Source organism: Desulfopila sp. IMCC35008 (assembly GCF_010646885.2).
Taxonomy (GTDB): domain Bacteria; phylum Desulfobacterota; class Desulfobulbia; order Desulfobulbales; family Desulfocapsaceae; genus Desulfopila.
The window spans coordinates 4,163,362-4,187,095 of sequence record NZ_CP050700.1; the positions used below are offsets into that span (position 1 = coordinate 4,163,362).

At 48.9% G+C, this 23,734-nt stretch carries 20 protein-coding genes, 1 pseudogene and 1 riboswitch; of the genes and pseudogenes, 15 read left to right on the forward strand and 6 right to left on the reverse strand.

Going from position 1 to position 23,734, the window contains the following annotated elements; genetic code table 11:
- Window positions 1-2: 2 nt before the first annotated feature.
- A complete protein-coding gene (locus tag GA520_RS18090) occupies window positions 3-782 on the reverse strand; it encodes a slipin family protein (protein WP_163337823.1) in 780 nt (259 codons plus the stop codon).
- Between the two features lies 1 nt (window position 783).
- Complete coding sequence (locus GA520_RS18095; RefSeq protein WP_163337901.1) at window positions 784-2,103, reverse strand: nodulation protein NfeD; 1,320 nt, start codon at window positions 2,101-2,103, stop codon at window positions 784-786.
- Window positions 2,104-2,434: 331 nt separating this feature from the next.
- On the opposite strand from GA520_RS18095, the gene GA520_RS18100 reads away from it, so the two are divergent.
- The 10 genes and pseudogenes from GA520_RS18100 to GA520_RS18150 all read left to right on the forward strand — a co-directional run bounded on the left by GA520_RS18100 (window position 2,435) and on the right by GA520_RS18150 (window position 15,651).
- The gene (locus GA520_RS18100; RefSeq protein WP_163337824.1) at window positions 2,435-5,278 is read left to right on the forward strand and encodes an AMP-binding protein; all 2,844 of its coding nucleotides are present in this window, start codon (window positions 2,435-2,437) and stop codon (window positions 5,276-5,278) included.
- Window positions 5,279-5,281: 3 nt separating this feature from the next.
- Window positions 5,282-6,733: a DUF3365 domain-containing protein gene (locus tag GA520_RS18105; RefSeq protein ID WP_163337825.1), complete on the forward strand. Its 1,452-nt coding sequence runs from the start codon at window positions 5,282-5,284 to the stop codon at window positions 6,731-6,733.
- An 86-nt stretch (window positions 6,734-6,819) separates the two neighbouring features.
- A riboswitch (cyclic di-GMP riboswitch) is annotated at window positions 6,820-6,893 on the forward strand.
- A 277-nt stretch (window positions 6,894-7,170) separates the two neighbouring features.
- Entirely contained in the window at window positions 7,171-7,416 is a 246-nt protein-coding gene (locus GA520_RS18110) for a hypothetical protein (protein ID WP_163337826.1), read from the forward strand.
- A 720-nt stretch (window positions 7,417-8,136) separates the two neighbouring features.
- Window positions 8,137-9,192 (forward strand): annotated as a pseudogene (locus GA520_RS27245) (TRAP transporter substrate-binding protein).
- 135 nt (window positions 9,193-9,327) lie between these two features.
- On the forward strand, window positions 9,328-9,804 hold the full coding sequence (locus GA520_RS18125; RefSeq protein ID WP_205749259.1) for a TRAP transporter small permease subunit: 477 nt from the start codon (window positions 9,328-9,330) through the stop codon (window positions 9,802-9,804).
- A gap of 7 nt (window positions 9,805-9,811) precedes the next feature.
- The gene (locus GA520_RS18130; RefSeq protein WP_163337827.1) at window positions 9,812-10,750 is read left to right on the forward strand and encodes a TRAP transporter large permease subunit; all 939 of its coding nucleotides are present in this window, start codon (window positions 9,812-9,814) and stop codon (window positions 10,748-10,750) included.
- 184 nt (window positions 10,751-10,934) lie between these two features.
- Window positions 10,935-12,314 (forward strand): glutamine synthetase family protein, encoded by a 1,380-nt coding sequence (locus GA520_RS18135; protein WP_205749260.1) that lies wholly within the window; start codon window positions 10,935-10,937, stop codon window positions 12,312-12,314.
- 56 nt (window positions 12,315-12,370) lie between these two features.
- Window positions 12,371-13,762 (forward strand): aldehyde dehydrogenase family protein, encoded by a 1,392-nt coding sequence (locus GA520_RS18140; protein WP_163337828.1) that lies wholly within the window; start codon window positions 12,371-12,373, stop codon window positions 13,760-13,762.
- Between the two features lie 12 nt (window positions 13,763-13,774).
- Entirely contained in the window at window positions 13,775-14,944 is a 1,170-nt protein-coding gene (locus tag GA520_RS18145) for an iron-containing alcohol dehydrogenase (RefSeq protein ID WP_163337829.1), read from the forward strand.
- Window positions 14,941-15,651: a GMP synthase gene (locus GA520_RS18150; protein ID WP_163337830.1), complete on the forward strand. Its 711-nt coding sequence runs from the start codon at window positions 14,941-14,943 to the stop codon at window positions 15,649-15,651. Before GA520_RS18145 ends, GA520_RS18150 begins: the two co-directional genes overlap by 4 nt.
- 22 nt (window positions 15,652-15,673) lie before the next feature.
- On the opposite strand, the gene GA520_RS18155 is transcribed toward GA520_RS18150, so the two are convergent.
- The 3 genes from GA520_RS18155 to GA520_RS18165 form a co-directional block, all read right to left on the reverse strand.
- Window positions 15,674-16,657, reverse strand: coding sequence for a serine/threonine protein kinase (locus tag GA520_RS18155; RefSeq protein ID WP_163337831.1), 984 nt, complete (start codon window positions 16,655-16,657; stop codon window positions 15,674-15,676).
- A 4-nt stretch (window positions 16,658-16,661) separates the two neighbouring features.
- Window positions 16,662-17,117 (reverse strand): universal stress protein, encoded by a 456-nt coding sequence (locus GA520_RS18160; protein ID WP_163337832.1) that lies wholly within the window; start codon window positions 17,115-17,117, stop codon window positions 16,662-16,664.
- Window positions 17,118-17,285: 168 nt separating this feature from the next.
- Complete coding sequence (locus tag GA520_RS18165; protein WP_163337833.1) at window positions 17,286-18,233, reverse strand: ketopantoate reductase family protein; 948 nt, start codon at window positions 18,231-18,233, stop codon at window positions 17,286-17,288.
- 281 nt (window positions 18,234-18,514) lie between these two features.
- Between GA520_RS18165 and GA520_RS18170 the strand changes: the two genes are divergently transcribed.
- The 5 genes from GA520_RS18170 to nikR all read left to right on the forward strand — a co-directional run bounded on the left by GA520_RS18170 (window position 18,515) and on the right by nikR (window position 23,306).
- Entirely contained in the window at window positions 18,515-19,288 is a 774-nt protein-coding gene (locus tag GA520_RS18170) for an amino acid ABC transporter permease (RefSeq protein WP_304511245.1), read from the forward strand.
- A 47-nt stretch (window positions 19,289-19,335) separates the two neighbouring features.
- The gene (locus tag GA520_RS18175; RefSeq protein ID WP_163337835.1) at window positions 19,336-20,166 is read left to right on the forward strand and encodes a transporter substrate-binding domain-containing protein; all 831 of its coding nucleotides are present in this window, start codon (window positions 19,336-19,338) and stop codon (window positions 20,164-20,166) included.
- Window positions 20,167-20,342: 176 nt separating this feature from the next.
- Window positions 20,343-21,227, forward strand: a complete 885-nt coding sequence (locus tag GA520_RS18180; protein WP_163337836.1) for an amino acid ABC transporter permease — start codon at window positions 20,343-20,345, stop codon at window positions 21,225-21,227.
- 212 nt (window positions 21,228-21,439) lie between these two features.
- Window positions 21,440-22,807: an MFS transporter gene (locus GA520_RS18185; protein WP_163337837.1), complete on the forward strand. Its 1,368-nt coding sequence runs from the start codon at window positions 21,440-21,442 to the stop codon at window positions 22,805-22,807.
- An 88-nt stretch (window positions 22,808-22,895) separates the two neighbouring features.
- Window positions 22,896-23,306, forward strand: coding sequence for a nickel-responsive transcriptional regulator NikR (nikR, locus tag GA520_RS18190; RefSeq protein WP_163337838.1), 411 nt, complete (start codon window positions 22,896-22,898; stop codon window positions 23,304-23,306).
- Between the two features lie 24 nt (window positions 23,307-23,330).
- Here nikR and GA520_RS18195 read toward each other — a convergent pair whose 3' ends face one another.
- A complete protein-coding gene (locus GA520_RS18195; protein ID WP_163337839.1) occupies window positions 23,331-23,669 on the reverse strand; it encodes a tRNA-binding protein in 339 nt (112 codons plus the stop codon).
- Window positions 23,670-23,734 lie beyond the last annotated feature (65 nt).

The window sequence follows — 23,734 nt, forward strand, 5'->3', positions numbered from 1 at the left end:
CCCTATTCCTCTTTTCTTGTTTTCTGTTGCTCCATGACTCCTGGTATCAATTCCACAGGAAATGGGAACACAATGGTATTGCTGTTCTGCTTTGTCGCAATATCATTAAGCGTCTGAAGATAACGCAGCTGCAGGGCCTGATGGTTTTTAGAAATAACCTCGGCTGCTGACAGAAGCTTCTCGGATGCCTGGAATTCACCTTCTGCGTGGATGACCTTGGCTCTTCGTTCACGTTCCGCTTCGGCCTGCCTGGCGATGGCCCGCACCATCGATTCGTTGAGATCGATATGCTTGATTTCAACATTGATCACCTTGATACCCCAGGCATCTGAACGTTTATCAATAATTTCCTGGATGTCGGCATTGAGTTTCTCACGCTCAGAGAGCATCTCATCCAGCTCATGCTGACCCAAGACGGATCGCAGGGTTGTCTGTGCCAGCTGATTTGTGGCTGTCAGGTACTGCTCGACCTGGATTATCGCTTTTTTAGGGTCGACAACCCGAAAATACAGCACGGCGTTCACGCGAACCGTTACATTATCCCTGGAAATTACGTCCTGAGGAGGAATATCCAGGGTCACCACCCGCAAATCAACACGAAAAGCGCGCTGAATTCCTGGTACCACGATCCGCAATCCCGGATTTTTGACCGCCTGAAACCGGCCAAGGAAAAGGACCACAATTCTTTCATATTCTGCAACTATTCTGAATGAGAGGCCGATCAGGCCAATCAGCAGCGCTATCGGTGCAAGGTATTGAAGTGCGTAATATGGGGATACCATCTCAGACCACCTCCTGCTGTTTTTCAATAGTGAGGAAAAGACCGTCCTGCCCGGTGATCCTGACTTTCTCACCTTTTTTTATGGAACCGGAGCATCGTGCCAGCCATGATTCTCCCAGGACCAGGATACGACCCTCCTGATCAAAATCTCCCTCTGCCTCTCCTGTCATTCCAATCATTGCGTCCATACCTGTTTCGATTTTCCTCTTCCTGATGCTGATGAGACGAGTTACCAGCCAGATGAGAAAAGCAGACGAAACAACGATGGTGCCCACAATAGTCTGCCAGGCAACCCTCAGTTCCTCATCTTCTATGAGGATAAGTGAGCCGACCGAGAAGGCAACGATACCACCTATGCCAAGAGAGCCGAAACTCGGCACATACACCTCCGCGACCAGGAGGGCGATTCCCATAAAAATAAGGGCAATTCCGCTGTAATTGACCGGCAACACATGAAAAGCGTAAAAAGCGAGCAGCAGCGATATCCCACCCAAGACTCCAGGTAAAAAGAAGCCCGGGTTGGCCATTTCATAGATAAAACCGTAGATCCCCAGCAGCATCAGGATATAGGCAATATTGGGATCACTGATGACTGCCAGGAGTTGTGTCCGCCAACTCTGCTCAATGTGCATCAGGCTCAACCCATTAGTCGAGATCCGGTATGGCCCGGACTCCATCTGCACCTCACGCCCATCTGCCTGCAGTAATAAATCCGCGATATCTGTGGCGACGATGTCTATCACTCCAAGCTCAAGAGCCTCTTCGGCGCTGAGGCTGACTGCTTCCCGTACAGCCTTTACAGCCCATTCAGCATTCCTCCCATGGCGTTCTGCCAAGGATTTGATATATGCTGCAGCATCATTGATAATTTTTCGCTCAAGGGTATCCAGTTTCCCATGCGCCGACTCACCGTTCTCCCGCTCTTCGGGTTCTGCTCCTGATTCTCCGGACAGCCCACCAATACGTACAGGAGAAGCCGCTCCAAGATTAGTAGCCGGTGACATGGCGGCAAGATGGCTTGCATAAAGGATATATGTCCCGGCACTGGCTGCCCGTGCCCCATCGGGGGCAACATATGTGATAACGGGTACAGAAGAGGCCAGTATTGCCTGGATGATTTGTCGCATGGAATGGTCCAGGCCGCCCGGAGTATCTATCTGCAATATGATGACATCTGCCTGAAGCTCTTCGGAGCTGCTGAGCCCTCTTTGCAAATAATCACTGACGGCCGGACCTATCGGTCCATTGACCCGCAGGAGTACCGCCTGACCGGAGGCCTGTATTGTTTCGGAAGTAAGAAGTGCAGTAAGCAGTATTACCATGAACAGGCAGGATACACGTATTGACAAAGGAAGGAGTTGTATCCTCCTGAGCAGGTGTACTGCGATACGTTTTTGCATCAGACACCTCCACAATCAATTCGTACCTATTCACCTACATTTTATCACAGAAGAGGGTCACGATTACAGAAAAAAACGGAGTTCAAACTCTCGCAGGGCTCAAGGTAAAATGGACAGCCGCAAAAGCGTGTTGAAAAGCGAGGCTGAAGAAAGAATTGGGTCGACGTCAGAGGCTCTGCTATAATTAGTGTATCAATAGTCGATTGCTTCTTTTCACTGGAACAGTGAAAGCCCATGCTCAGTGGACCTGCCTATGCCACCGGACAGCTCACAGGAAAAGCTACTTGATATTCTCAGCAAACTCATAGCCGAACTTCATCCAAACTTTATATTGTCCGGAGAAATCACACTGGATAGTGATATTGACCGGGATCTGGGACTCGACAGTCTTGCGAGAATTGAATTGCTGGCGCGGGTGGAGAAGGCATTTGATGCCCATCTGCCAGAAAAAGCATTTGCTACCGTGGAGACGCCACGCGATATACTGCGTGCCCTTCTTCAGGTCCAATCCTCCCGATACGATGGCATCGAAGAGCATGCTTCCCCTACAGCCGAAGAGGGCGAGCGTAAAGAGATTACGATGTCACAGGCGGAAACCCTTCTGGATGTCCTTCAGCAACACGTACTCGTACAACCTGACACCGAGCATATCCTGCTGCTGCACACCGACAGCAACATCAGCATAAGTTATGGAGATCTCCACCGGCAGGCCTTAAAAGTGGCCGCAAGATTAAGACAATTCCACCTCGAACAGGGCGAACCGGTGGCAATCATGCTGCCGACCGGGATCAACTATTTTCATGCCTTTTTTGGCATTCTTTATGGTGGAGGTGTTCCCGTTCCCCTCTACCCTCCTGCCCGGCCGACCCAGATACAGGAACATGTACGCAGACATCGCAAAATTCTTTCCAATGCAGGAGCCTCCCTGCTGATCACTGTCGAGGAAGTAAAACCTGTTGCCAGGCTGCTCATGAGTCAGGTTCCAGGACTGAAAAAGATTGTAACAGTGGGAGAATTATACAGGAGCCAACCTGAACAGATCCCAATACTGCACGGGGCAAACGACACAGCATTCCTGCAGTATACCTCTGGCAGCACCGGTGATCCGAAAGGAGTTATTCTCACACATGCCAACCTACTGGCAAACATAAGAGCCATGGGAAAAGTGTGCAATGTTACTACAAAGGATGTGTTTGTCAGTTGGCTGCCCCTCTATCACGACATGGGGCTTATCGGCGCCTGGCTCGGCAGCCTGTATCACGGTTGCCGCCTGGTGGTCATGCCGCCGTTATCCTTTCTTGCCAGGCCAGAGCGGTGGCTGAAGGCCATCGACAGGTTCGGCGGAACACTCTCCGCTTCTCCAAATTTTGGTTATGAATTCTGCTGCACCCGAATCAATGAAAATGACATTGAAGGGCTTGACCTGAGTACCTGGAGAATGGCCTTTAATGGGGCTGAACCGGTAATCCCGAGAACACTGCGGCGGTTTATAAAGCGGTTTGAGCCGTATGGTTTACAGGCCCAAACCCTTGCTCCCGTCTACGGGCTTGCAGAATCCTCAGTGGGACTTGCTTTCCCAAGACCCGGCACCGGTATTACAATCGATAGTGTACACCGTGAAAAGTTTGTCGAATCAGGCAAGGCAGAACCTCCAGCCACCAAAAATGATGCCACCCTGGAGTTTGTGAGCTGCGGACGACCGCTGCCGGGTCACCAGATACGAATAATCGATTCACAAGGGAGAGAATTACCTGAGCGGCATGAAGGAACACTTCAGTTTAAAGGACCCTCCTCTACAAGTGGGTATTACAGGAACAGTAACGAAACCCGAAAGCTCTTTTCCGGCGAGTGGCTGGATTCGGGTGACCTGGCATATATCGCATCGGGTAATGTGTATATCACCAGCAGGGTTAAGGATATCATTATCCGTGGAGGCAGGAATATTTATGCCCATGAACTTGAAGAACTAATCAATAATATTGATGGCATAAGGAGGGGTTGCACGGCTGTCTTCGGGAGCAGGGAGCAAGGAGACAGCATAGAAAAACTAGTAGTACTGGCAGAATCACGGAAACAAAAAGAGCAGGATCTAACCAGGATCAGGAAAATGATTGATTCTGAAACCATTGATTTACTGGGTATGGCACCGGATGACGTGGTAATAGCACCTCCGGGTACGGTGCTGAAAACCTCCAGTGGAAAAATACGTCGATCTGCCTGTCGGAAGCTCTATGAGAGTGGTCATCTGGGTCAGGAAAAAGCAGCGGTATGGCTACAGCTGGCCAGGGTCAGCCTCGAAAGTATCGCTCCATTGCTTCGCCGTTTTACCCAACGGTTAAGAGTACTTCTGTATGGCGGGTACTGCTGGTTCCTGCTCGCCATATTCGCCGTCTTTACATGGTGCGGCCTGATGGTCCTTCCCGGCGGCAGAACTGCATGGAAACTGGCTGGCATTTCATCGAGACTTCTCTGCACACTTGCCGGGATAAGGGTTACGTGTGATGGCTTGGAAACCTTTCCTGCAGGGAGCCGCTATCTACTGGTATCCAATCATATGAGTTATCTGGACTCGATCATCCTTACAGGTCTGCTGCCAGAGCAATGCAGTTTTGTTGCCAAAGCTGAACTTGCACGAAACCCCTTTTTACGTGCCGGTTTCAAAAAACTGAGAGTCCTCCTTGTTGACAGGTTTGACACCGAGCAAAGCGTTGAAGATACGAAAAAAATCAACAACAGCGTTCACCAGGGTATGCGCCCTTTTTTTTTCGTTGAGGGAACACTGCAGAGAATGCCCGGGCTCCTGCCATTCCAGATGGGAGCTTTTTTACTTGCCAGCGAGGAACAGCTGCCGATCGTTCCTGTTATTCTGCAGGGCACCCGCAATATTCTTCGTGGCGGCTCATGGTTTCCAAGACATGGCGCTGTTCATGTGAGGTTTGCCTCTCCGTGTCATCCGGAATCAAAAGGCTGGCAGGGTGCCATCGAGATTCGAGACAGGGTGCGAGGGGTGATGCTGCACTATCTGGATGAGCCCGACCTCGCAGGAGAATATACATCACTTCTTCAGTTGGAGATAAAAAAACCAGCGAAACAATAACTTATGGGACTCTTCCTAAAGAAAAATCACGAACATGTGGCATTGCAACGTAGTTCGGTGCTGATTACCGTAATATGGACGGCGTTATGCTTTTTATCAGCTTATTGGAATATTGACACTGAAAAGAAAAAAACCCTGGAGCTGGCCCATAAAGAAGCCCTGACAGTTTTTAATAAAGATCAGGCTTTTCGCTTCTGGGCAACTGATCATGAAGGTGTCTACGTACCGATCAACGAGAGAACGCAGCCAAACGAATATCTCAGCCATATACCGGAGCGCGACCTGCTCACCCCCAGCGGTAAACAACTTACCCTGATGAACCCAGCGTACATGTTGCGCCAGGTGATGGGTCATTATGCATCATTATATTCGACCAACAGTCACATAACCAGCCTGAAAACCCTCAATCCCATCAACAAACCGGACGCCTGGGAGATAGACGCTCTGCAGATGTTTGAAACCGGCACAGAAGAGGTCATGGAGGTGAGCGTGATCGGTGAAAAACAATTCCTGCGCCTCATGAAACCGATGCATACGAAGGTCGGCTGTTTAAAGTGCCACGCCCATCAAGGGTATAAGGTGGGAGATGTTCGCGGTGGAGTGAGTGTTTCTATCCCTCTCTCTGCCTATCGCGAAATTGAAAAAAATTCTATTCAGAAATTATATATTACCCATTTGTTTTTCTTTTTTTCAGGATTCAACGTTATCGTCCTCATCTATTACCACAACAAACAACGTATAATCGAACAAAAACAGGCGGCAGCAGCCCTTCAGGAAGAGAGTGAAAAAATAAAAATGTTTGCTTACTCCGTTATCCATGATTTGAAAAATCCTGTTATCGCAATACATGGTCTGACAAACCTATTGAAAAAAAAATATGCTGATGTGCTGGATGAAAGTGGCACCCATTGCTGTGAGAAAATCACGGATTCTGCAGCGCAACTGGATTTGCTTGTCGGACAGCTCAATGAATATATTTCAGCAAAGGAACATCCCCTGGCAATAGAAGAGTTAGATTTGCTCGAAATCAGTCGGGCCGTCAGGGCAGAATTTGACAACCAACTTCGGGAGAGGGGGATAATGTGGGGAGAACCAGCCTATATTCCGACAGTTCGAGCAGACGCAATGGCCATTCTGCGGATAATGAGAAATCTTGTTGATAATGCCTTGAAATATGGCGGTGACGACTTGAGCCGAATAGATGTACTCTACAAGGAATCAGAAGATTTTCATTCTCTTTGTGTAGTGAATGACGGCAACGCAATAGTAGCTGATGATTATCAGAAGCTTTTTATCCAGTTTAAAAGAGACTGTACAGACGGTAAGGTGAAAGGTGTAGGGCTGGGTTTGGCGATAACAAAGGAACTCGTCGAACTCCATGATGGGAAGGTGTGGGGAGAACCTGACGTTATGAAGGGAACAAAATTCTGTTTTACGATTTCAAAAAAATTATGATATTTGCCAACATCTGAACTCACGATTCCGGGGTGACCATTATCATTTTGGACCATTTGTGATACCATTATGTCAGGATAACACGTAAATGATAAAGCCAAACCTGTCGAAAGACAGGGACGGAAAACCACGGGTCAAAGATGACAGCCGGGTTGCCTTGTACGAGGTAACCCGGCTTTGTTTTTATCCCTAATGTTTCTGCAATCTCTTCAGGTAATTCTGCCGCATCTGTGCGGAAACAAAGTAGCCAAAGGGAGAAACGCCCATGAGTCGCAAAGGTAGGTAGAGATGAAGCTTGTCTTTGTCTCGTTCAAAATTGCGTCAATAAAGAAATGAGAGGGGCTGGTCGTAAGCAGCATATGGGGAGCAACCAGACTAATGGGTATCCTGAATACCAGATACAACTTTTTCAGGCCCAATACCACAGGGAGGCATAAATGGCGGAAAACATAAAACCGATATGTATAACCTCTGACAAAGAATTTAAAAAACAGGGGAAGACCATTTTCAGACTGGCAAAGAAGCAGGGGCTCATCGCAATCACCAACAGGTTATCACTCTTTATCGATGGGAAGCCTTGCCGGCGATGGTGGTTCGCAGATAAAGAAAAAAAGGTACTTATTTCAGTTGAATATGGCCTGATCGATCAGGAAGCGATCAGTTTCCTCACCAATAAAATCTAATCCCGTATTTCCTGGTTATTGTGAACCTGGGTTGGTGCCAGCACCTAGTCCCCCCCAGGTTCAGAATACGAATGAGAGACATCCACACCCCAATCCCCCCTGTCTTTTTCCAAGACTGTACGCTCTGCCTTTGTCGGACAGGTGCTCAGGTATCAGAGGACTTTCGGAAAGGTCTTATGCTCCGCCCCCTTGTCTGTTACCAAATCATATAAAAGTTCACCTAAGGTGCCCTGACAGCAATAAGCGAAGACTTCCAATGGTCTTGGGGGGAGGAAGCCCATGCGGTACCGTCTTCGGCAGAGTTTTAGCAGGAGATAGAGCCTGCTATAACCTACTGCCAGACACCTTGAATAAGGCACCGCCTGAACTGTTGAGAAAATCGGGTTGGCTGTATGAATGTTACACAATCGAAGGCCTCCAACCTCTCCATTACGGATATGTGAACAACCTCCACTCCACCTTATTTACATTACAAATAATTACAATAAGTTAACTAATAGAGCATCTCTGACACATGCCTTGCTTAATAGACACAGTGTAGGATGAGATTCATCGATACCGGAAACATGACTCTCATCTCCGGCACCCACTGAACTGACTTGAGCAAGAACAGTCATTCCGGGTTGTAGCAAAAGTGACTGAACCCATAATGAATAGGCCAAGTAACAATACAAAGCCTGTTCGTAACGATGCTATCTTTACACGAGAAGGAGGAAGTAAATGGAACGGCGTGAATTTATCAAAAAGGCAGGTCTTGGAGCTGCTGCTGCAGTTGCGGCAACAACCATAAATGCACCGTTTGTACACGCAGCAAACAAGACACCTATTAAATGGCGACTTCAGACCTATGCCGGTGCATCTCTTGCCGAACACGTCATCAAACCCCAGATAGACGCCTTTAATAAAGCGGCAAATGGGGAGATGATCATCGAGCTTTACCACGCCGACCAGCTTGTTCCGACAGGTGAACTTTTCAGGGCGATGCAGCGCGGCACCATTGATGCCGTTTAAAGCGATGATGACTCAATTGCAGCACCAGTTGATGTTTCAGTATTTGGCGCATATTTCCCTTTTGCCTCCAGATATTCTCTCGATGTCCCAGTACTTTTCAATCATTATGGTCTCAAAGAAATATGGGAAGAAGCGTATGGTGAGGTAAAAGGTGTTACCTGGCTCAGTGCCGGTGCCTGGGACCCCTGCAACTTTGCAACAGTAGACCCCATTCGTAAAATTGCCGACCTGTAAGGAAAGAGAATTTTTACATTCCCCACGGGTGGTCGTTTTCTCAAACGATTCGGGGTCGTACCGGTAACCCTACCCCGGGAGGACATTGAGGTTGCAATGCAGACAGGTGAACTCGACGGTATCGCCTGGTCCGGCATTACCGAAGACTATACGGTTGGCTGGGCGGATGTCACCAACTACTATCTCACCAATAACATCTCGGGAGCCTGGGCCGGTTCGTATTTTGCCAACTCTGATAAATGGGATGCCTTACCGGAACACCTGAAAACCCTTTTCCGTCTCTCCATCGACAGTTCTCATTACTATCGCCAGCATTGGTATTGGTGGGGTGAGGCACACTACCGTACCACCGGAGGAAAACTTGAACTGACTTCTATCCCGGACGCAGAGTGGAAAACTGTAGAACAGGAAGCCCTTAAATATTGGGATGAAATTGCCGCCAAAAGCCCCAGGAACAAAAAAGTGGTTGATATCTTAAAAAAATACGCTGCTACCATGGAAAAAGCCGGGCGTCCGTATCGTAACGTATAATCAGATACAACTCTCTTCCATGAACCGGGAGACCTTCTCACTTTCAGAAATTGAGGCGTGGTCTCCCGTTTTCCAATTATACCAACCCTTTTTCAAAAAAGAGGAATTCAATTACCTAACGCAATAGCAGCCTACGTGCGTTATGTCGAAGCCCTTAATCGTATAATAGGGAAATTCGCCATGTATCTGATTTTTGCCATGATGGGTATTCTCCTGTTTTCATCAATATCACGCACTGTCTTCAATGTGCCACATATATGGGCAATCGAGATGGCCCAGTTCACCATGGCCGCCTACTACCTCCTCGGCGGAGGTTTTTCAATGATCCTGGGGGCGCATGTTCGGATGGATGTACTCTATGGTGCCTGGTCGCCCAAAAAACGTGCTGTCACAGACGCCATTACTGTTCTCTGCCTGATTTTTTATCTTGTAGTCCTTCTGGTCGGTGGTCTTTCCAGCACGATGTATTCACTGGAATATGGCCAGAGAAATTATTCTGCCTGGGGACCACCTGTCGCTCCTATCAAAATAATCATGGTTATTGGCATCTTTATGATGCTGCTCCAATCTATCGCAACATTTTTTAAAGACCTGGCGAAGGCAAAAGGGTGACATTACAATGAGTTACGAACTAATTGCGTTACTGATGTTTTCCACCCTGATGCTCATGTTGCTGACAGGCCAACGGGTATTTGGTGCTGTCGGTTTTATCGCCACCCTGGCCGCCTTGTTACTCTGGGGAAAAGGTGGCTATGAGATGCCCTTTAATGCCAGTATTGTTCTGTTAAACTGGTATCCGCTGCTGACTCTCCCACTCTTTATCTTTATGGGTTACATGCTGTCCGAATCGGGTATCGCCAGCGACCTGTATAAGATGTTTCACGTCTGGATGGGATCGCTGAATGGTGGTCTGGCTATTGGTACCATTGTCCTGATGGTCGCAATTTCCGCCATGAATGGATTGAGTGTTGCGGGAATGGCCATCGGCTCCAGTATTGCCCTGCCGGAAATGCTGAAGCGAGGGTACGACAAGAGGATGGTAACCCGCAAGGTCATGGATGACACCCTGCACAAGACACTTGCGGTGAGCTGTATGTTTATGTGGATCATCCTGGCCGCACTCTGCTTCGGTGCAGTCTTCGATGGCCTGGGTGCCGTTCATGCCATAGAGTCCCTCTTTCTGGAGAAATGGGGTCTCAGCCCATGGGGTGTCCTCATCATGATGCAGGTCTCCTACATCCTGATGGGAATGTTCCTCGACGATACAGCAATGCTCGTTATCGTGGCCCCGCTTTACATCCCCCTGATCATCTCGCTTGGTTTCAATCCGGTCTGGTACGGTGTCCTCTATACCGTCACATGCCCGATTGCCTATATGACTCCTCCATTTGGCTATAATCTTTTCCTGATGAAAGCCATGGCTCCAAAAGAGATCACCCAGGTGGATATTTACAGCTCAATTGTACCCTTTGTCATTATCATGATAGCCGGTTTAGGTCTTGTCATGATGTTTCCCCAGGTCGCCCTCTGGCTACCGGCAGTATATTTTGGTAAATAGACAACTCAACAATACTGTGAGATTTACATGAGAGCTGTTCGACATTCTTAGTGTTCCCCATCCTGGACAGTTGAAACCCCTCGCCTTTAGGCGAAGAGAAGATTAAAGTCGTCGCAATGCGACGTTACAGGCTTGGATCACACACAAAAACGTAGAAGCACTGCTAACAAGGTGAAACAACACGATGGAACCGATAAATGCACGAGACGTAAAGTCAATACAGGATGCCAGACAGATTGTAGACGAACGCGGTCTCACCCACATAAAAGTCGGACTTTTCGACAACGATGGTGTTATGCGCGGCAAATATATGAGCCGTGAGAAGTTTTTCTCTTCACTCGACAAAGGCTTTGCTTTTTGCGATGTGGTTTTGGGGTGGGACAGCAAAGACCAGCTGTATGACAATGTCACCTACACAGGATGGCACACCGGTTTTCCCGATGCTCCGGTACGGATACTGCCCCATAGCTGTCGCGATATCCCTTTTGAGGACGGCATGCTCCTTTTCCTGGCGGAATTTGCCGATCAGGCCGAATCGGTATGTCCCCGGGCAGCATTGCGCCGAGTTGTGACCAAAGCTGCTGAAATGGGATTTGATCCCATGGCAGCACTTGAATATGAGTTCTTTCTATTTAATGAAACACCAGACAGTATCCGGGACAAAAACTTCAAGGACCTGCAACCTCTGACACCCGGTTGGTTTGGCTATTCCATGATCCGTAATTCGACCCATGCTGAACTCTACCACGCAATGATAGAACTGTCGCAACAGATGGATTTCCCGCTGGAAGGCCTTCATACGGAAACGGGTCCGGGCGTAATTGAAACGGCCATAGCCGTAGACGACGCCCTCAGTGCTGCAGACAAAGGTGCCTTATTTAAAACTTTTATCAAGGTATTGGCCCAACGTCACGACCTGATGGCAACCTTCATGGCTAAGTGGTCGAATGACTATCCGGGGCAAAGTGGTCATATCCACCTGTCGCTCCGACACAATCAAAGTTCTGATTCAGCCTTTTATGACCCGACAAAAAAACACTCGATAAGCGATATTCAACGCCACTTTATTGCCGGCCAGCAAAAACTCATGCCGGAACTGCTCTGTATGATCGCCCCCACTGTCAACAGTTACAGCCGGTTAATCCCCGGCTTCTGGGCACCGACTGATGCTACCTGGGGTGTGGAAAACAGAACCACCGCCCTGAGGGTTATACAGGGCAGCGATAAGTCCCAAAGAGTTGAATACCGCTTAGGTTCAGCTGATGCCAACCCTTACCTGGCACTTGCAGCCGCCCTTGGCTCCGGTCTTTATGGTATAGAACATAGGCTGGAACCAGGCCCTCAGGTAAAAGGGAATGCTTATGAACAGGAGCACCCTTCCCATCTTGCCTTGCCAAAAACATTGTGGGATGCATCACAGGCATTCAAGAGGTCTGAGGCCGCCCGCTCCCTTTTCGGCGACATTTTCGTTGACCATTACGGGTCCTCACGAGAATGGGAAGAGCGCGAGTTCAGAAAACACATCACCGACTGGGAACTTGAACGCTATTTTGAGATTATTTAGTTTTCATACCGAATCTGGCGTTTATACGATACTTTTATTCAATACTGAGAGAAAGCATGAACACAACATTCAGAACGATCAGCCCGATCGATGGCTCACCCTATGTTGAACGCTCCTATGCCACCGGGGAAGACATAGACATCCGGCTCCAGAAGGCAACAGCTGCGCAGAAAAAATGGAAAAAAGTTCCTCTTGCTGAACGAAAAGCGCTGTGCACCAAGGCAATCGATGCCTTTGTCGCAAAAAAGGATGTAATAGCAAAAGAAATATGTTGGCAGATGGGCAGGCCGATTCGTTTTGCAGCGGGCGAAGTAGCAGGTCTTGAAGAACGGGCACGTACCATGATCCGTCTGGCTGATGCGGGTCTCGCTCCTGTCGAACTTGAAGAAAAAGCTGGTTTTAAACGCTGGATTCAGCGAGAGCCCATCGGTGTCGTTTTTGTTATCGCACCCTGGAATTACCCTTATCTCACCGCCATTAATGCTATACTGCCAGCTATCCTTGCCGGGAATTCAGTCCTGTTGAAACACTCAGCCCAAACCCCGTTATGTGCTGAACGACTCGACGAAGCTTTCAAAGCGGGAGGTCTGCCTGACGGGGTGTTCCAATACCTGCACCTGACCCACCAGGATACAGAAAAGATAATTCAAGACGACCGTACCCATTACGTTGCCTTTACAGGGTCGGTACCCGGGGGAGCAATGGTCGAGAAAGCTGCTTCAGGCCGGTTTATAGGCATCGGCTTAGAGTTGGGCGGTAAAGACCCTGCTTATGTCAGAAAAGATGCAGATATTGCCCATGCAGTCGACACCACCATGGATGGGGCATTCTTTAATTCCGGTCAATCCTGTTGCGGCATCGAACGCGTTTATGTCCACGAAGCAGTTTATGACGATTTTCTGCAACAGGCAGTTGCATGGGTTCGTTCGTTACAACTCGGACGCTCTGATGATGAGGAAACAACCCTGGGGCCTCTGGTCAAGACCAGTGCGGCAGATTTTGTCCGCGACCAGATCGGGGAGGCGATTACGCAGGGTGCCGTTGCCCATATCGAGGCCAGCGATTTCCCGCTGTCTCAAGAAGGCACCCCATACCTGGCCCCGCAAATATTAACAGAAGTAACCCATGAAATGAGAGTCATGACCGAGGAGAGCTTCGGGCCTGTTGTCGGAATCCAGAAAGTCAGCTCGGATGAGGAAGCGATCCAACTCATGAACGACAGCGAATTCGGACTTACCGCAGCTCTTTTCACCAAGGATTATGAAAAGGGTATTGAGCTTGGGCAGGAGCTGGACACCGGTACCTTTTTTATCAACCGCTGTGACTACCTTGATCCAGAACTTGCCTGGACAGGCGTCAAGAATTCAGGCCACGGCTGTACCCTCTCCGTGATTGGTTATGAGTCAATAACCAGACCAAAATCTTTTCACATTAAAACTGGCATATAAGAGGAAAGAACAGTGACATTTTCTGCAAACTGGAACTACCCGACAAACGTAAAAGTAGGGGCTGGACGAATAGCCGAACTGGCAGATCTCTGTAAAGCTATGGGTATGCATGCCCCTCTCCTGATAACAGACCCCGGTATTGCCGCTTTGCCTATGCTGCAAAAGGTCGTGGATACTGTACATAGCTCAGGTCTGAGATGTGGTTTATTCTCGGCAATAAAAGCAAATCCGACCGGTGAGAATGTTGAAGCGGGGGTCGCATTCTTTTTAGACAATAAACATGACGGTGTTATCGCCTTTGGCGGAGGTTCTGCCCTCGATGCGGCCAAAGCTGTCGCACTCATGGTGGCACAGAACCGGCCCATATGGGATTTTGAGGATGTTGGTGATAACTGGACACGGGTAAAAAGCGATGGTATGGCACCTGTAATAGCGGTCCCTACAACCGCCGGTACAGGATCTGAAGTCGGCAGGGCATCTGTAATTACTGATCAGGTACAGCACCTCAAGAAGATCATTTTTCATCCGAGGATGTTGCCGGAACACGTTATACTTGACCCGGAGCTGACAGTCGGGCTGCCAAAAGGAATCACTGCTGCAACAGGAATGGATGCATTATCTCATAATCTGGAAGCCTTCTGCTCACCTTTTTATCATCCGATGGCAGCAGGTATCGCCGTTGAGGGCATACGGCTGGTGAAAGAGTACCTGCCTAAGGCTGTTGCGGATGGTACAGACCTTGAGGCCCGTACGCAGATGCTGGTCTGTTCCAGTATGGGCGCCACCGCTTTCCAGAAAGGGCTTGGTGGAATGCATGCTCTCGCGCACCCTTTAGGTGCACTATACGATGCACATCATGGTATGTTAAATGCGATCCTGATGCCCTATGTATTAAATGCCAACCGTGCAGAAATTGAGGAACGAATCAAACGCCTTGCCCGCTATCTGGGCCTGAGTGACACCAGCTTCGAAGGTTTTCTGGTTTGGATTTTAGGCCTCAGGCAGGAGCTTGGCATTCCGCATACCCTGACCGGGATCGATATACCTGACACCGATGCCGAAAAAATCGGCACACTGGCAACCAAGGATCCGTCTGCCGGTGGGAACCCAATAACCTTTAGTGCATCTCAGTATCAGCAGATATTTACAGATGCCGTAAACGGTTCGTTATCTTACTCATGAAAGGAGCAATTCTTCAGTGTGATGAGGTACTGGCCAAGTTCCAACCGGAATTTGGCCGCTATCCGGCGATGATCGAACGGATGTTTGCCGCAGTTGCCGATAACATTGTCTGTGATTGTTTTGACTGTCGTCTCGGCCAGTATCCTGAAAATATTAACGACTATGATTTCTTTATTACCACAGGCAGCAGATCCAGTGTCTATGACGACGAACCATGGATTGAGCAACTCATAACGTTTGTCCGGCTCCTCGATAAAGAGAGAAAGAAATTAATTGGCATCTGTTTCGGACACCAGGTGATAGCCATGGCCAGCAATGGCAAAGTAGAGAAGTCAGAAAAAGGGTGGGCTGTAGGATTGGCCAACAACCGTGTAGTCGCTGCTCCTGAATGGATAGGTGAACCGGTCGATCACCTGCAGATCCTGGTAAGCCACCAGGATCAGATCTCGGTTTTACCGAATGGAGCCACGGTCATTGCCGAAAGTGACTTCTGTCCCTACTTTATTATCCAATGGAACGATAGATTTCTCAGCATTCAGGGACACCCCGAATGGAGGAGGGAATACTCGAAAGCGCTCATGCAAGACCGAAGATCACTCATTGGTGATGAAATGATTGAAGCCGGCATTAAGTCCTTGGCTGCAGCACCGGACAGCCAACTCTTCACCCGCTGGCTTATAGATTTTATCCAGTGCCCCCTTACCTGAACCAGGCACACCACCTCTCCTTCTACCAGCCTGTATCCACTGCCGTAGCCAGATCGCTATAGAACTCTTCAACCGTATCATATAACACCTCGGTTCCGGTTGAGAAATGTAGCAGGATATCGTTCAAGCTATCCGGGATATAGGGATATAACTTTTTGATATTGAAGATACGATCCTTGGCGATGAGCGCCAGATCGTTTTCCGTCAGGCTGGTAAAAACCTTCTCGCCAAAGTGGGGATTCTCCAAGACCGCCCGCGGCCGGAAAGCGCCCTGGCCAATCAGGAACAACAGGACATTGCCTAGACCGAACAGGTCCATAGCGTAAGGACGCTCCGGCAGGTAAAAATCATAGTCGAAATCTATCCAGCAAAAGTGGCCGTCTTTCCTGTCGACATAAATATGGTCACGCCGGATATCTCCATGCTTTAAGCCGTTGGCATGCAACTTGCCGATCCCCTCAACCGAGCACAGAAAACGGGTCAGGACACCGGCCAGATGATTCTCAAAATAGTCCCGGTGATTATCCCCCAGACCGTACACCACTTTATCCAGTCGTCTACCGTTGACAATCTCAAGTATCCGCACAAGATTATCAGCCTCATCCAAAGCTGAGTACCCCTGCATGAATGATCTGTCTCCACGGGTCAACTCAATGACCTGCGCCTCTTTTTCAGGACTGCGATAACAGGTCACCTCCAGCCCGCCCAACCGTATGGAATACTGTTCATGGAAGACCAGTTTAACGATCAACCGCTCACCATTGACAAGATCATAAACTTTTGGCACCCACTGCTTAGGTTGCTCGTCCACACCGAACCGCCCTTCACGGGTATACCCCACCACCAGGAAATAACGGTTGTCCACATGAATAATATCACCGTAGTCGATATTAACAAAATCGCTGGTGTCGGAGTAAAGGCGCGGGTGTCGGCGCATGGAACGCACGGCTGGGTGCTTTTTTAAGCGGGGCAGGATATGTTCGGGAAACCGGGACCAATCGACCATGGAGTCACCCGACTATCCAGGAGGTGAAATTCTTCGAATGGCGGGCAAGCGCGTTCGAGATGGAACCGAACAGGAACTCCTCGGCCTTTGAAACACCTCTTTTACCCGTAACAACCGTCCCGAATGCACCCTCCGCCTGGATCTCAAGAACCATATCGCTTATTGTCTTCCCCTCAGCCATACAAAATCGAGTGCTCACACTGGTTGGGTCAACACCCATCTTTTCCAGAACAAAGGCAGCTTCTTTCAGCATCATCCTGGCCACCTTATCGCGTTTACGCCTGTATGCGTCGAGCCGTCCGCCCTTGGTATAGTAGTCGGGGGGGGGACCCGGATAAACATGCAAGAGACAAATCTTCACATCATCAATCAGCGGTGCGACCTTACCGACATACCTGACCGCCCGTTCGGATGTTTCACTGCCATCTATCGCAATGAGTATATTATTCCAGTTATCCATTGCTGCCCTCTCATCACTGTTATTTTCTGAAGTGGCGTGGTACAGCGTACTATAAAATCCTATGGCATTTATCGTCCCAACAAACAACACTTATCATGTTGATATTTATACATATAGAAATTTCAAAACCATTATTACGCTCCGGAAATAAATGGCCCTGCAAATCCATCAAAACTGCTCCATGCCCGGCCTCCATTTTTCCAGAAGTTTCACGAGCTCTACCATGGTCTGATGGGTAGGTACATCGATGTTGTATTTCCTGGCATAGGCACAGATTGCACCATTCTGGGCATCGATCTCCGACGGATTTTCATTCAGAATATCCTGGAGCATTGAGGATAGGTTACTGGCACTCTTCTGGCAGGAATCAAATAAAAGCTCATAAAGGTCGGTATAGACGAGATCGACACCGTGGGCCTCAGCCACTTCCTTTCCCTCATCGAGCAACCGTTTCATGAGGGTGACAGACTCCATCTTTGAGGTAAGGCATCCATTCGGCACCTTGAGGATAGAACTAACCGGATTAATGGCAGAAAAAACGATCACCTTACACCAGAGCCTCCCCAGTATCCTCCGAACGACCTGGGTGGTGATACCACTCGCCTCAAAGACATTGGCGATCTTCTGTACTCGTTCGGTTATGGTCCCGTCCAGCTCTCCTATATATGTCTTACCGGATCTCCCGTAGCGGATCTTCGATCCGCCAAGAGCGGTTCCGGACATAAAGGTGATCCCGGCAATTATATGTTCACGGGCAATGACATGCTCAATCGCCTCAATATTACCAAGGCCTGTCTGCACGCAGAGAAGGGGACAGTCAGGATTGACCAGATGCGCAACTGATTCGGTCGCAACACGGGTCGAATTGGATTTAACCATTAAGAGGACCAGTTCGCTCGCTGTTACCAGTTGAGGATCCGAGACGGCCTTCACCGGTACCGGGGTTACACTATCCGGGTCTCCTTCGCCATTTACAACAACCCCGATGCCGTCATGCTGCATGGCACCGACCACTTCGCTGCTGATATCAAGAAGAGTGACTTCGTTTTCCGCCCGGGCCAGATATGAGCCGAACAGCCTTCCGATGGCACCACCACCGACAATGACAATTTTCATATGCGCTCCTCCCGCTGGTTTTCGATAAGAGCTCAGCTATTCACCATCCCTCATAGTTATTTTATATTGGGAGACGTGAGAAATCAAACAACGAAGGTTCTCCCGGCAAGCGATAGATCAATCCGGAACCGGAGGTTGACGAAAACCAAAAATGTCCTTAGGGTCTGTCGTGGTATTGAGGTATAATACCCTGGTGATTACAAAACGTATCTGCCACTTCTTGTTATCCAACTATGCGCACATCTGCTTCAAACAAACCAGTCTCAGGAAAACTGCGTGCTGTGCTTCGTTCCCCGCTGATCGATGCTTTGCAGTTTTTTCTGCTGGTCTGGGGACTTTACTGGCTAGCGGCCCTCAGCATAAATAATATTGGTTACAATTGGCAGTGGTACCAGATCCCCAGACTTCTCTTCACCCTCGACGAAAATGGGTTTTCAGTCGGCCCTCTGCTTGACGGACTCGTCATCACCCTACAGATCTCTTTCGTCAGCCTCTTTTTCTCCCTGATTATTGGACTTGTAACTGCAATCTGCAGACTTTCTTCATCACCTGTTGCAAGTACACTCGCCCGTATCTATCTTGAAATCAGTCGTAACACCCCGCTTCTGATCCAGATATTTTTTATTTATTTTGTCCTCGGCCCTGTACTTGGACTGGAGAGAATCCCTTCCGCTATCCTTGCCTTGAGTCTTTTTGAGGGAGCCTATGCTTCGGAAATATTCCGTTCGGGAATTCTCGCCGTCCCAAAAGGCCAACACGAAGCGGCCTACAGCCTGGGCCACTCAGGTTACGAGACATACCGGTACATCATCCTGCCACAGGCAATCCGTACCATCCTGCCCCCACTCACCAGTCAGGCCATATCACTGGTGAAGGATTCTGCTCTAGTGAGCACCATCGCCATTTACGATCTCACTATGCAGGCCCAGGCCCTGGTCGCGGAGACATACCTCACTTTTGAGATCTGGTTTACCGTGGCAGCTATGTATCTTGCCGTAACCGTTACCTTATCTATCCTGGTGGGTTTTATCGAGCGTCATGCAAAACTCCCTTAAATCACTCATTAAGCAACAGCAACAAAACAACAACCGGAGGAAAGCAGATGAAAAAAGCGATAACAAAACTACTTATTACCAGTATGATTCTCTTGGTCGGCCTGGCGACATCGGCGTCCGCTGCATCCATACAGCAGCAGATAGTAAAAGACAGCACAATCGAGCAGATCATGAAACGCGGTGTGCTGCGTGTCGGGATGGATACATTCCAGCCCTGGGCAATGAAGGATAAAAACGGGAAACTGATCGGTTTTGAGATTGATGTGGCAACCCAGTTAGCTGAGGATATGGGTGTGAAGGTGGAGTTTGTGCCAACCGCCTGGTCCGGTATTATCCCGGCTCTGCTCACCGGTAAATTCGATGTGATTATCGGCGGAATGGGCATCACCACGAAGAGGGCTCTTAAAGTTAATTTCTCCATCCCATACGACTACTCAGGTATGTCAATTGTGGCCCACAAGGAAATTGCGGCCGGCTTTAACAGTCTTGAGGCCTTTAACAAAAAGGATGTGCAGATTGCCGTCAAGCTTGGAACCACCGCAGCAATGGCAGCCAAAAAATTCTTCCCCAATGCCCAGCTTCGCATGTTCGACAATGAGACCCAGGCCTATCAGGAACTTCGTAACGGCAAGGTTCACGCAGTAGTTGGCTCCGCACCGCGTCCGGCATACGAGGCGGTTGATTATGCTGAATCCCTGTTCCTTCCCTTGGCGGAAAACTTCACCAAGGAACCGATCGGCTTTGCTCTTCGCAAGGGCGACCCGGACACCCTGTCCTTTTTCAACAGCTGGATAACCACCAAGGTTCTTGAGGGTTGGCTGAAAGAGAGAAACGCCTACTGGTTCGGTACCAAGGACTGGCTGGATCAGGTCGAATAAAACAGCTCATGGGGTCCCTTGAAACCCTGCAGTCTCAGATCAAAAGTAAGACCACTCTTTTTCAGGGGCACCAGTAACCAATACATGCGGGTTTATACTGCAGCCGTCAGGACTGCAGTATAAACCTGAAAATAGTAGTGTTCCTGCCTTGCAACTTCGAGGCAATTCAGAATTACATGCGTAACACGACCAGAAAAATCACCCTGCTCGACACCCTCACTATTCTCGGCGTGCTGGGCCTTACCGGGTATATCGGCTACCGGCTTTTTTACAGTCTGAACTACAATTGGAACTGGTCGATTATCCCTACCTATATGGTTCGATTTGACCAGGAACAGCAAAGGTGGGTAGCAAACGCCCTGCTCGAGGGATTCCTCATCACCATTAAGCTCAGCGTATGGGGGATGCTTATTGCCGTCCTGCTCGGCCTGCTGGTGGGAGTTTGCCGAACATCGAAACGGCTGTTCTTTAAACTGGTCGGTCTCAGTTATGTGGAGCTTATCCGCAATACTCCGCCGCTGGTATTGGTTTTTCTCTTTTACTTTTTTGTCAGTGACCAGATCATGCCGCTCATCGGCATTGAGGATTTTTACAGAAACAGTAGCCCGGATATTCAAAAAAGACTGGCTCTCTTTTCTGCACGACCGGAACTTATTTCCGCTTTTGTTTCAGGGGCCTGTACATTGGGACTCTTTCAGGGGGCGTATATCGCCGAAATCGTACGGGCAGGAATCCAGTCAATCGATCCGGGTCAATGGGAGGCCTCCGCCGCCCAGGGTTTGGGCAAGTGGCAACAGATGAGGCACATTATCATGCCACAGGCCATCCGGATAATGCTACCGCCCCTGGCCAACGAGTTTATCAACACCATTAAGTACTCATCCATTGTCTCCATCATTTCTATCCAGGAACTGACCTTCCAGGGGATGCAGATCATGGCCTCAACCCAGGCAACCATTGAGGTGTGGTTGACGATCACCGTAATGTACCTGCTACTCTGTCTCTGCCTGTCCCTCTTTGTCTCCCGGCTGGAACGGCGCCTGGCGGTAAGTCTCTCATAGCCCCTTTACCTGACAGTACGAACTCCTTACAGCACCCATTTCTCATAAACATTGCGTCACCTTGCATACAACACTTACTGAACAGGGCCTTCAGATGTACATTGCATTCAAGCAAATTTGCACAATGTGCAGGAGAAATTCGGGAGAGCTGGTAATACTTGTTCTTTGTTGGTATTATTTAGCACTCATCCTTCATCTTTAAGGTCTCTTTTATGTTTCCCACAACCGGGCCCTTTGCAATCCCCAATATCAGACTCTTTATTGCCTTCCGGATTTTTTTTAATGCCCGGTTCTATTATCCGGTCTTTACCATTCTCTTTCTCGACTACGGCCTTACCATTGAACAATTCGCCCTGCTCAACAGTGTCTGGGCCATAACTATTGTCTGTGCCGAGGTCCCGTCCGGGGCACTTGCCGACGTTATCGGGCGAAAGCGGTTGATTATCACCACCTCCGTTTTGATGCTTTTTGAGATCGGCCTGATCGCTTTTGTCCCTATAACCAATATCAGCCTGGTATTCTGGGCATTCCTGCTCAACCGTATTTTAAGTGGACTTGCTGAAGCACTGGCCAGCGGAGCTGATGAAGCGATCGCTTTCGATTCTCTCAAAGAAGTGGGACTTGAAGAAAAATGGCCACATGTCTTGAGCGTACAGATGCGGCTGAAATCGATAGTTACCATAATTACAGCCACAACCGGCGCCCTGGTCTATGACCCCGATATCATCAACAAATTGTTAAACCTGACAGCAAGCGGGATCATAGTCGAGCAGCAGCAGAGCATGCGATATCCGATATATCTGACTCTGGTCCTGGCAGCCCTGGCTACCTGGACATCCCTGCTGTTCACTGAAAACCCCAAAGAACAACCTGCAGTAAAAAGCAATATGTTTCATAAAATAGTTGAAGCACTTCGACTCACCCTGCAGGCGGGGACCTGGATTATCAAAACCCCCTTTGCTTTAGCTATTATCGCTTTTGGCATGTTCCACGACCACATCCTCAGGATGATCATCACCATGACCAGCCAGTACTTTCGCCTGATCCAGTTACCGGAAGCCAGTTTCGGCCTGATCAGCGCAACGCTCTCCCTGTTAGGACTCACCATCCCGAAGATCTGCGAAACACTGGTGGAGCGCAACAGTGCTGCAAAAAACCTGTGGATTCTTTTTCTGATAACCGTATTGGGCCTTTTCGGTTTAACGGGATTTTTTCCCTATATTGGGCTTTTACCCATGGCCTGCGTGTATACCGGCCTGATGATGATTTCTTTTTTTACCTCGCACTACCTGAACCAGATAACGGAATCATCTCAAAGAGCAACTGTACTCAGCTTCAAGGGCATGGCCTTCAACCTTGCTTATGGTATTATCGGTGTTCTGTTCGCCCTGCTCATACAACAGTTACGGGATAAAAATATGGCCACACACCCGGATTGGAGTCAACAACTCACTGAGGATTCGAGCTTTATTGCAGCAATAGGCTGGTTTCCGTGGTACACTATTATATTATTCGTGATCATTCTGGTCTATTTTCACAACCGTTTAAAAAGCAGTCCGGAGTACAGGCAGTTCGGGTAATAGAGGCAAAATGACGCACATTCACTGGCTGGTGCCTTAGAAAAATCTACTTTTCATCAAGGCACCCTGGCGAAAAGGAGCCACACTTATGCTTAAACGGTTTTCTATCTCACTGGAAGACAACCTGCTGGAAATATTTGACAGACATATCAAGTCGAGGCGCTATAACAACCGCTCTGAGGCCATTCGCGACCTGATCCGCAAGGCCTTTGTCAAGGAGGAATGGGAGGCAGACAAACAGGTAATGGGGGTTATCAGCCTGGTCTACGACCACCACCAGCATAAACTTCAGGAAAAAGTAACGGAAGTACAGCACGATTACCATCACCATATCGTATCCACCACCCATGTGCATATGGACCACAACAATTGCCTGGAGGTAATCATCGTCCGCGGCAAGGCCAAAGAGGTCCAGGATCTGGCTGACCACCTTATTGCATTGAAAGGAGTTCGGGACGGTAACCTGGCGATGTCCAGCACCGGTAAAGCCCTTCACTAACAGGCGCTTAGTATCTTTGATTCGTTACAGGAGCTTGGCCCCGAGAGGGACCCCCTTATCCGGAACGCAGAGTACCACATTTCCGTCTTCGCTATAAAACCCTGTGGTCAGACACTCCGACATAAAGGGACCGATCTGCTTTTTCGGAAAATTCACGACGCCGACAATCAGTCTGCCAACAAGCTCTTCCGGAGTGTAATGCTCGGTTATCTGGGCGCTTGACTTTCGTATCCCGATCTCTTCGCCAAAATCTATTTGCAACTTATAAGCGGGCTTCCTGGCCTCCTTGAAAACTTCCGCCTGTAAGATTTTGCCGACCCGTAATTCCACTTTCTCAAAATCGTCCCAGCTGATCTGCTCCATATATCTTCCTTTTCTTTTGATTTAACTTTATAGTCGCGATAAGGTTCTCATATCTGTTCCGATTT

What these genes read in the sequence shown, in the direction of transcription:
- GA520_RS18090 (WP_163337823.1), bottom strand. Translation starts at nt 782, where the DNA reads ATGGTATCCCCATATTACGCACTTCAATACCTTGCACCGATAGCGCTG.
- GA520_RS18100 (WP_163337824.1), top strand. Translation starts at nt 2,435, where the DNA reads ATGCCACCGGACAGCTCACAGGAAAAGCTACTTGATATTCTCAGCAAA.
- GA520_RS18095 (WP_163337901.1), bottom strand. Translation starts at nt 2,103, where the DNA reads ATGGTAATACTGCTTACTGCACTTCTTACTTCCGAAACAATACAGGCC.
- GA520_RS18160 (WP_163337832.1), bottom strand. Translation starts at nt 17,117, where the DNA reads ATGGATAACTGGAATAATATACTCATTGCGATAGATGGCAGTGAAACA.
- GA520_RS18185 (WP_163337837.1), top strand. Translation starts at nt 21,440, where the DNA reads ATGTTTCCCACAACCGGGCCCTTTGCAATCCCCAATATCAGACTCTTT.
- GA520_RS18175 (WP_163337835.1), top strand. Translation starts at nt 19,336, where the DNA reads ATGAAAAAAGCGATAACAAAACTACTTATTACCAGTATGATTCTCTTG.
- GA520_RS18195 (WP_163337839.1), bottom strand. Translation starts at nt 23,669, where the DNA reads ATGGAGCAGATCAGCTGGGACGATTTTGAGAAAGTGGAATTACGGGTC.
- GA520_RS18140 (WP_163337828.1), top strand. Translation starts at nt 12,371, where the DNA reads ATGAACACAACATTCAGAACGATCAGCCCGATCGATGGCTCACCCTAT.
- GA520_RS18135 (WP_205749260.1), top strand. Translation starts at nt 10,935, where the DNA reads ATGGAACCGATAAATGCACGAGACGTAAAGTCAATACAGGATGCCAGA.
- GA520_RS18110 (WP_163337826.1), top strand. Translation starts at nt 7,171, where the DNA reads ATGGCGGAAAACATAAAACCGATATGTATAACCTCTGACAAAGAATTT.
- GA520_RS18155 (WP_163337831.1), bottom strand. Translation starts at nt 16,657, where the DNA reads ATGGTCGATTGGTCCCGGTTTCCCGAACATATCCTGCCCCGCTTAAAA.
- nikR (WP_163337838.1), top strand. Translation starts at nt 22,896, where the DNA reads ATGCTTAAACGGTTTTCTATCTCACTGGAAGACAACCTGCTGGAAATA.
- GA520_RS18165 (WP_163337833.1), bottom strand. Translation starts at nt 18,233, where the DNA reads ATGAAAATTGTCATTGTCGGTGGTGGTGCCATCGGAAGGCTGTTCGGC.
- GA520_RS18105 (WP_163337825.1), top strand. Translation starts at nt 5,282, where the DNA reads ATGGGACTCTTCCTAAAGAAAAATCACGAACATGTGGCATTGCAACGT.
- GA520_RS18150 (WP_163337830.1), top strand. Translation starts at nt 14,941, where the DNA reads ATGAAAGGAGCAATTCTTCAGTGTGATGAGGTACTGGCCAAGTTCCAA.
- GA520_RS18130 (WP_163337827.1), top strand. Translation starts at nt 9,812, where the DNA reads ATGAGTTACGAACTAATTGCGTTACTGATGTTTTCCACCCTGATGCTC.
- GA520_RS18180 (WP_163337836.1), top strand. Translation starts at nt 20,343, where the DNA reads ATGCGTAACACGACCAGAAAAATCACCCTGCTCGACACCCTCACTATT.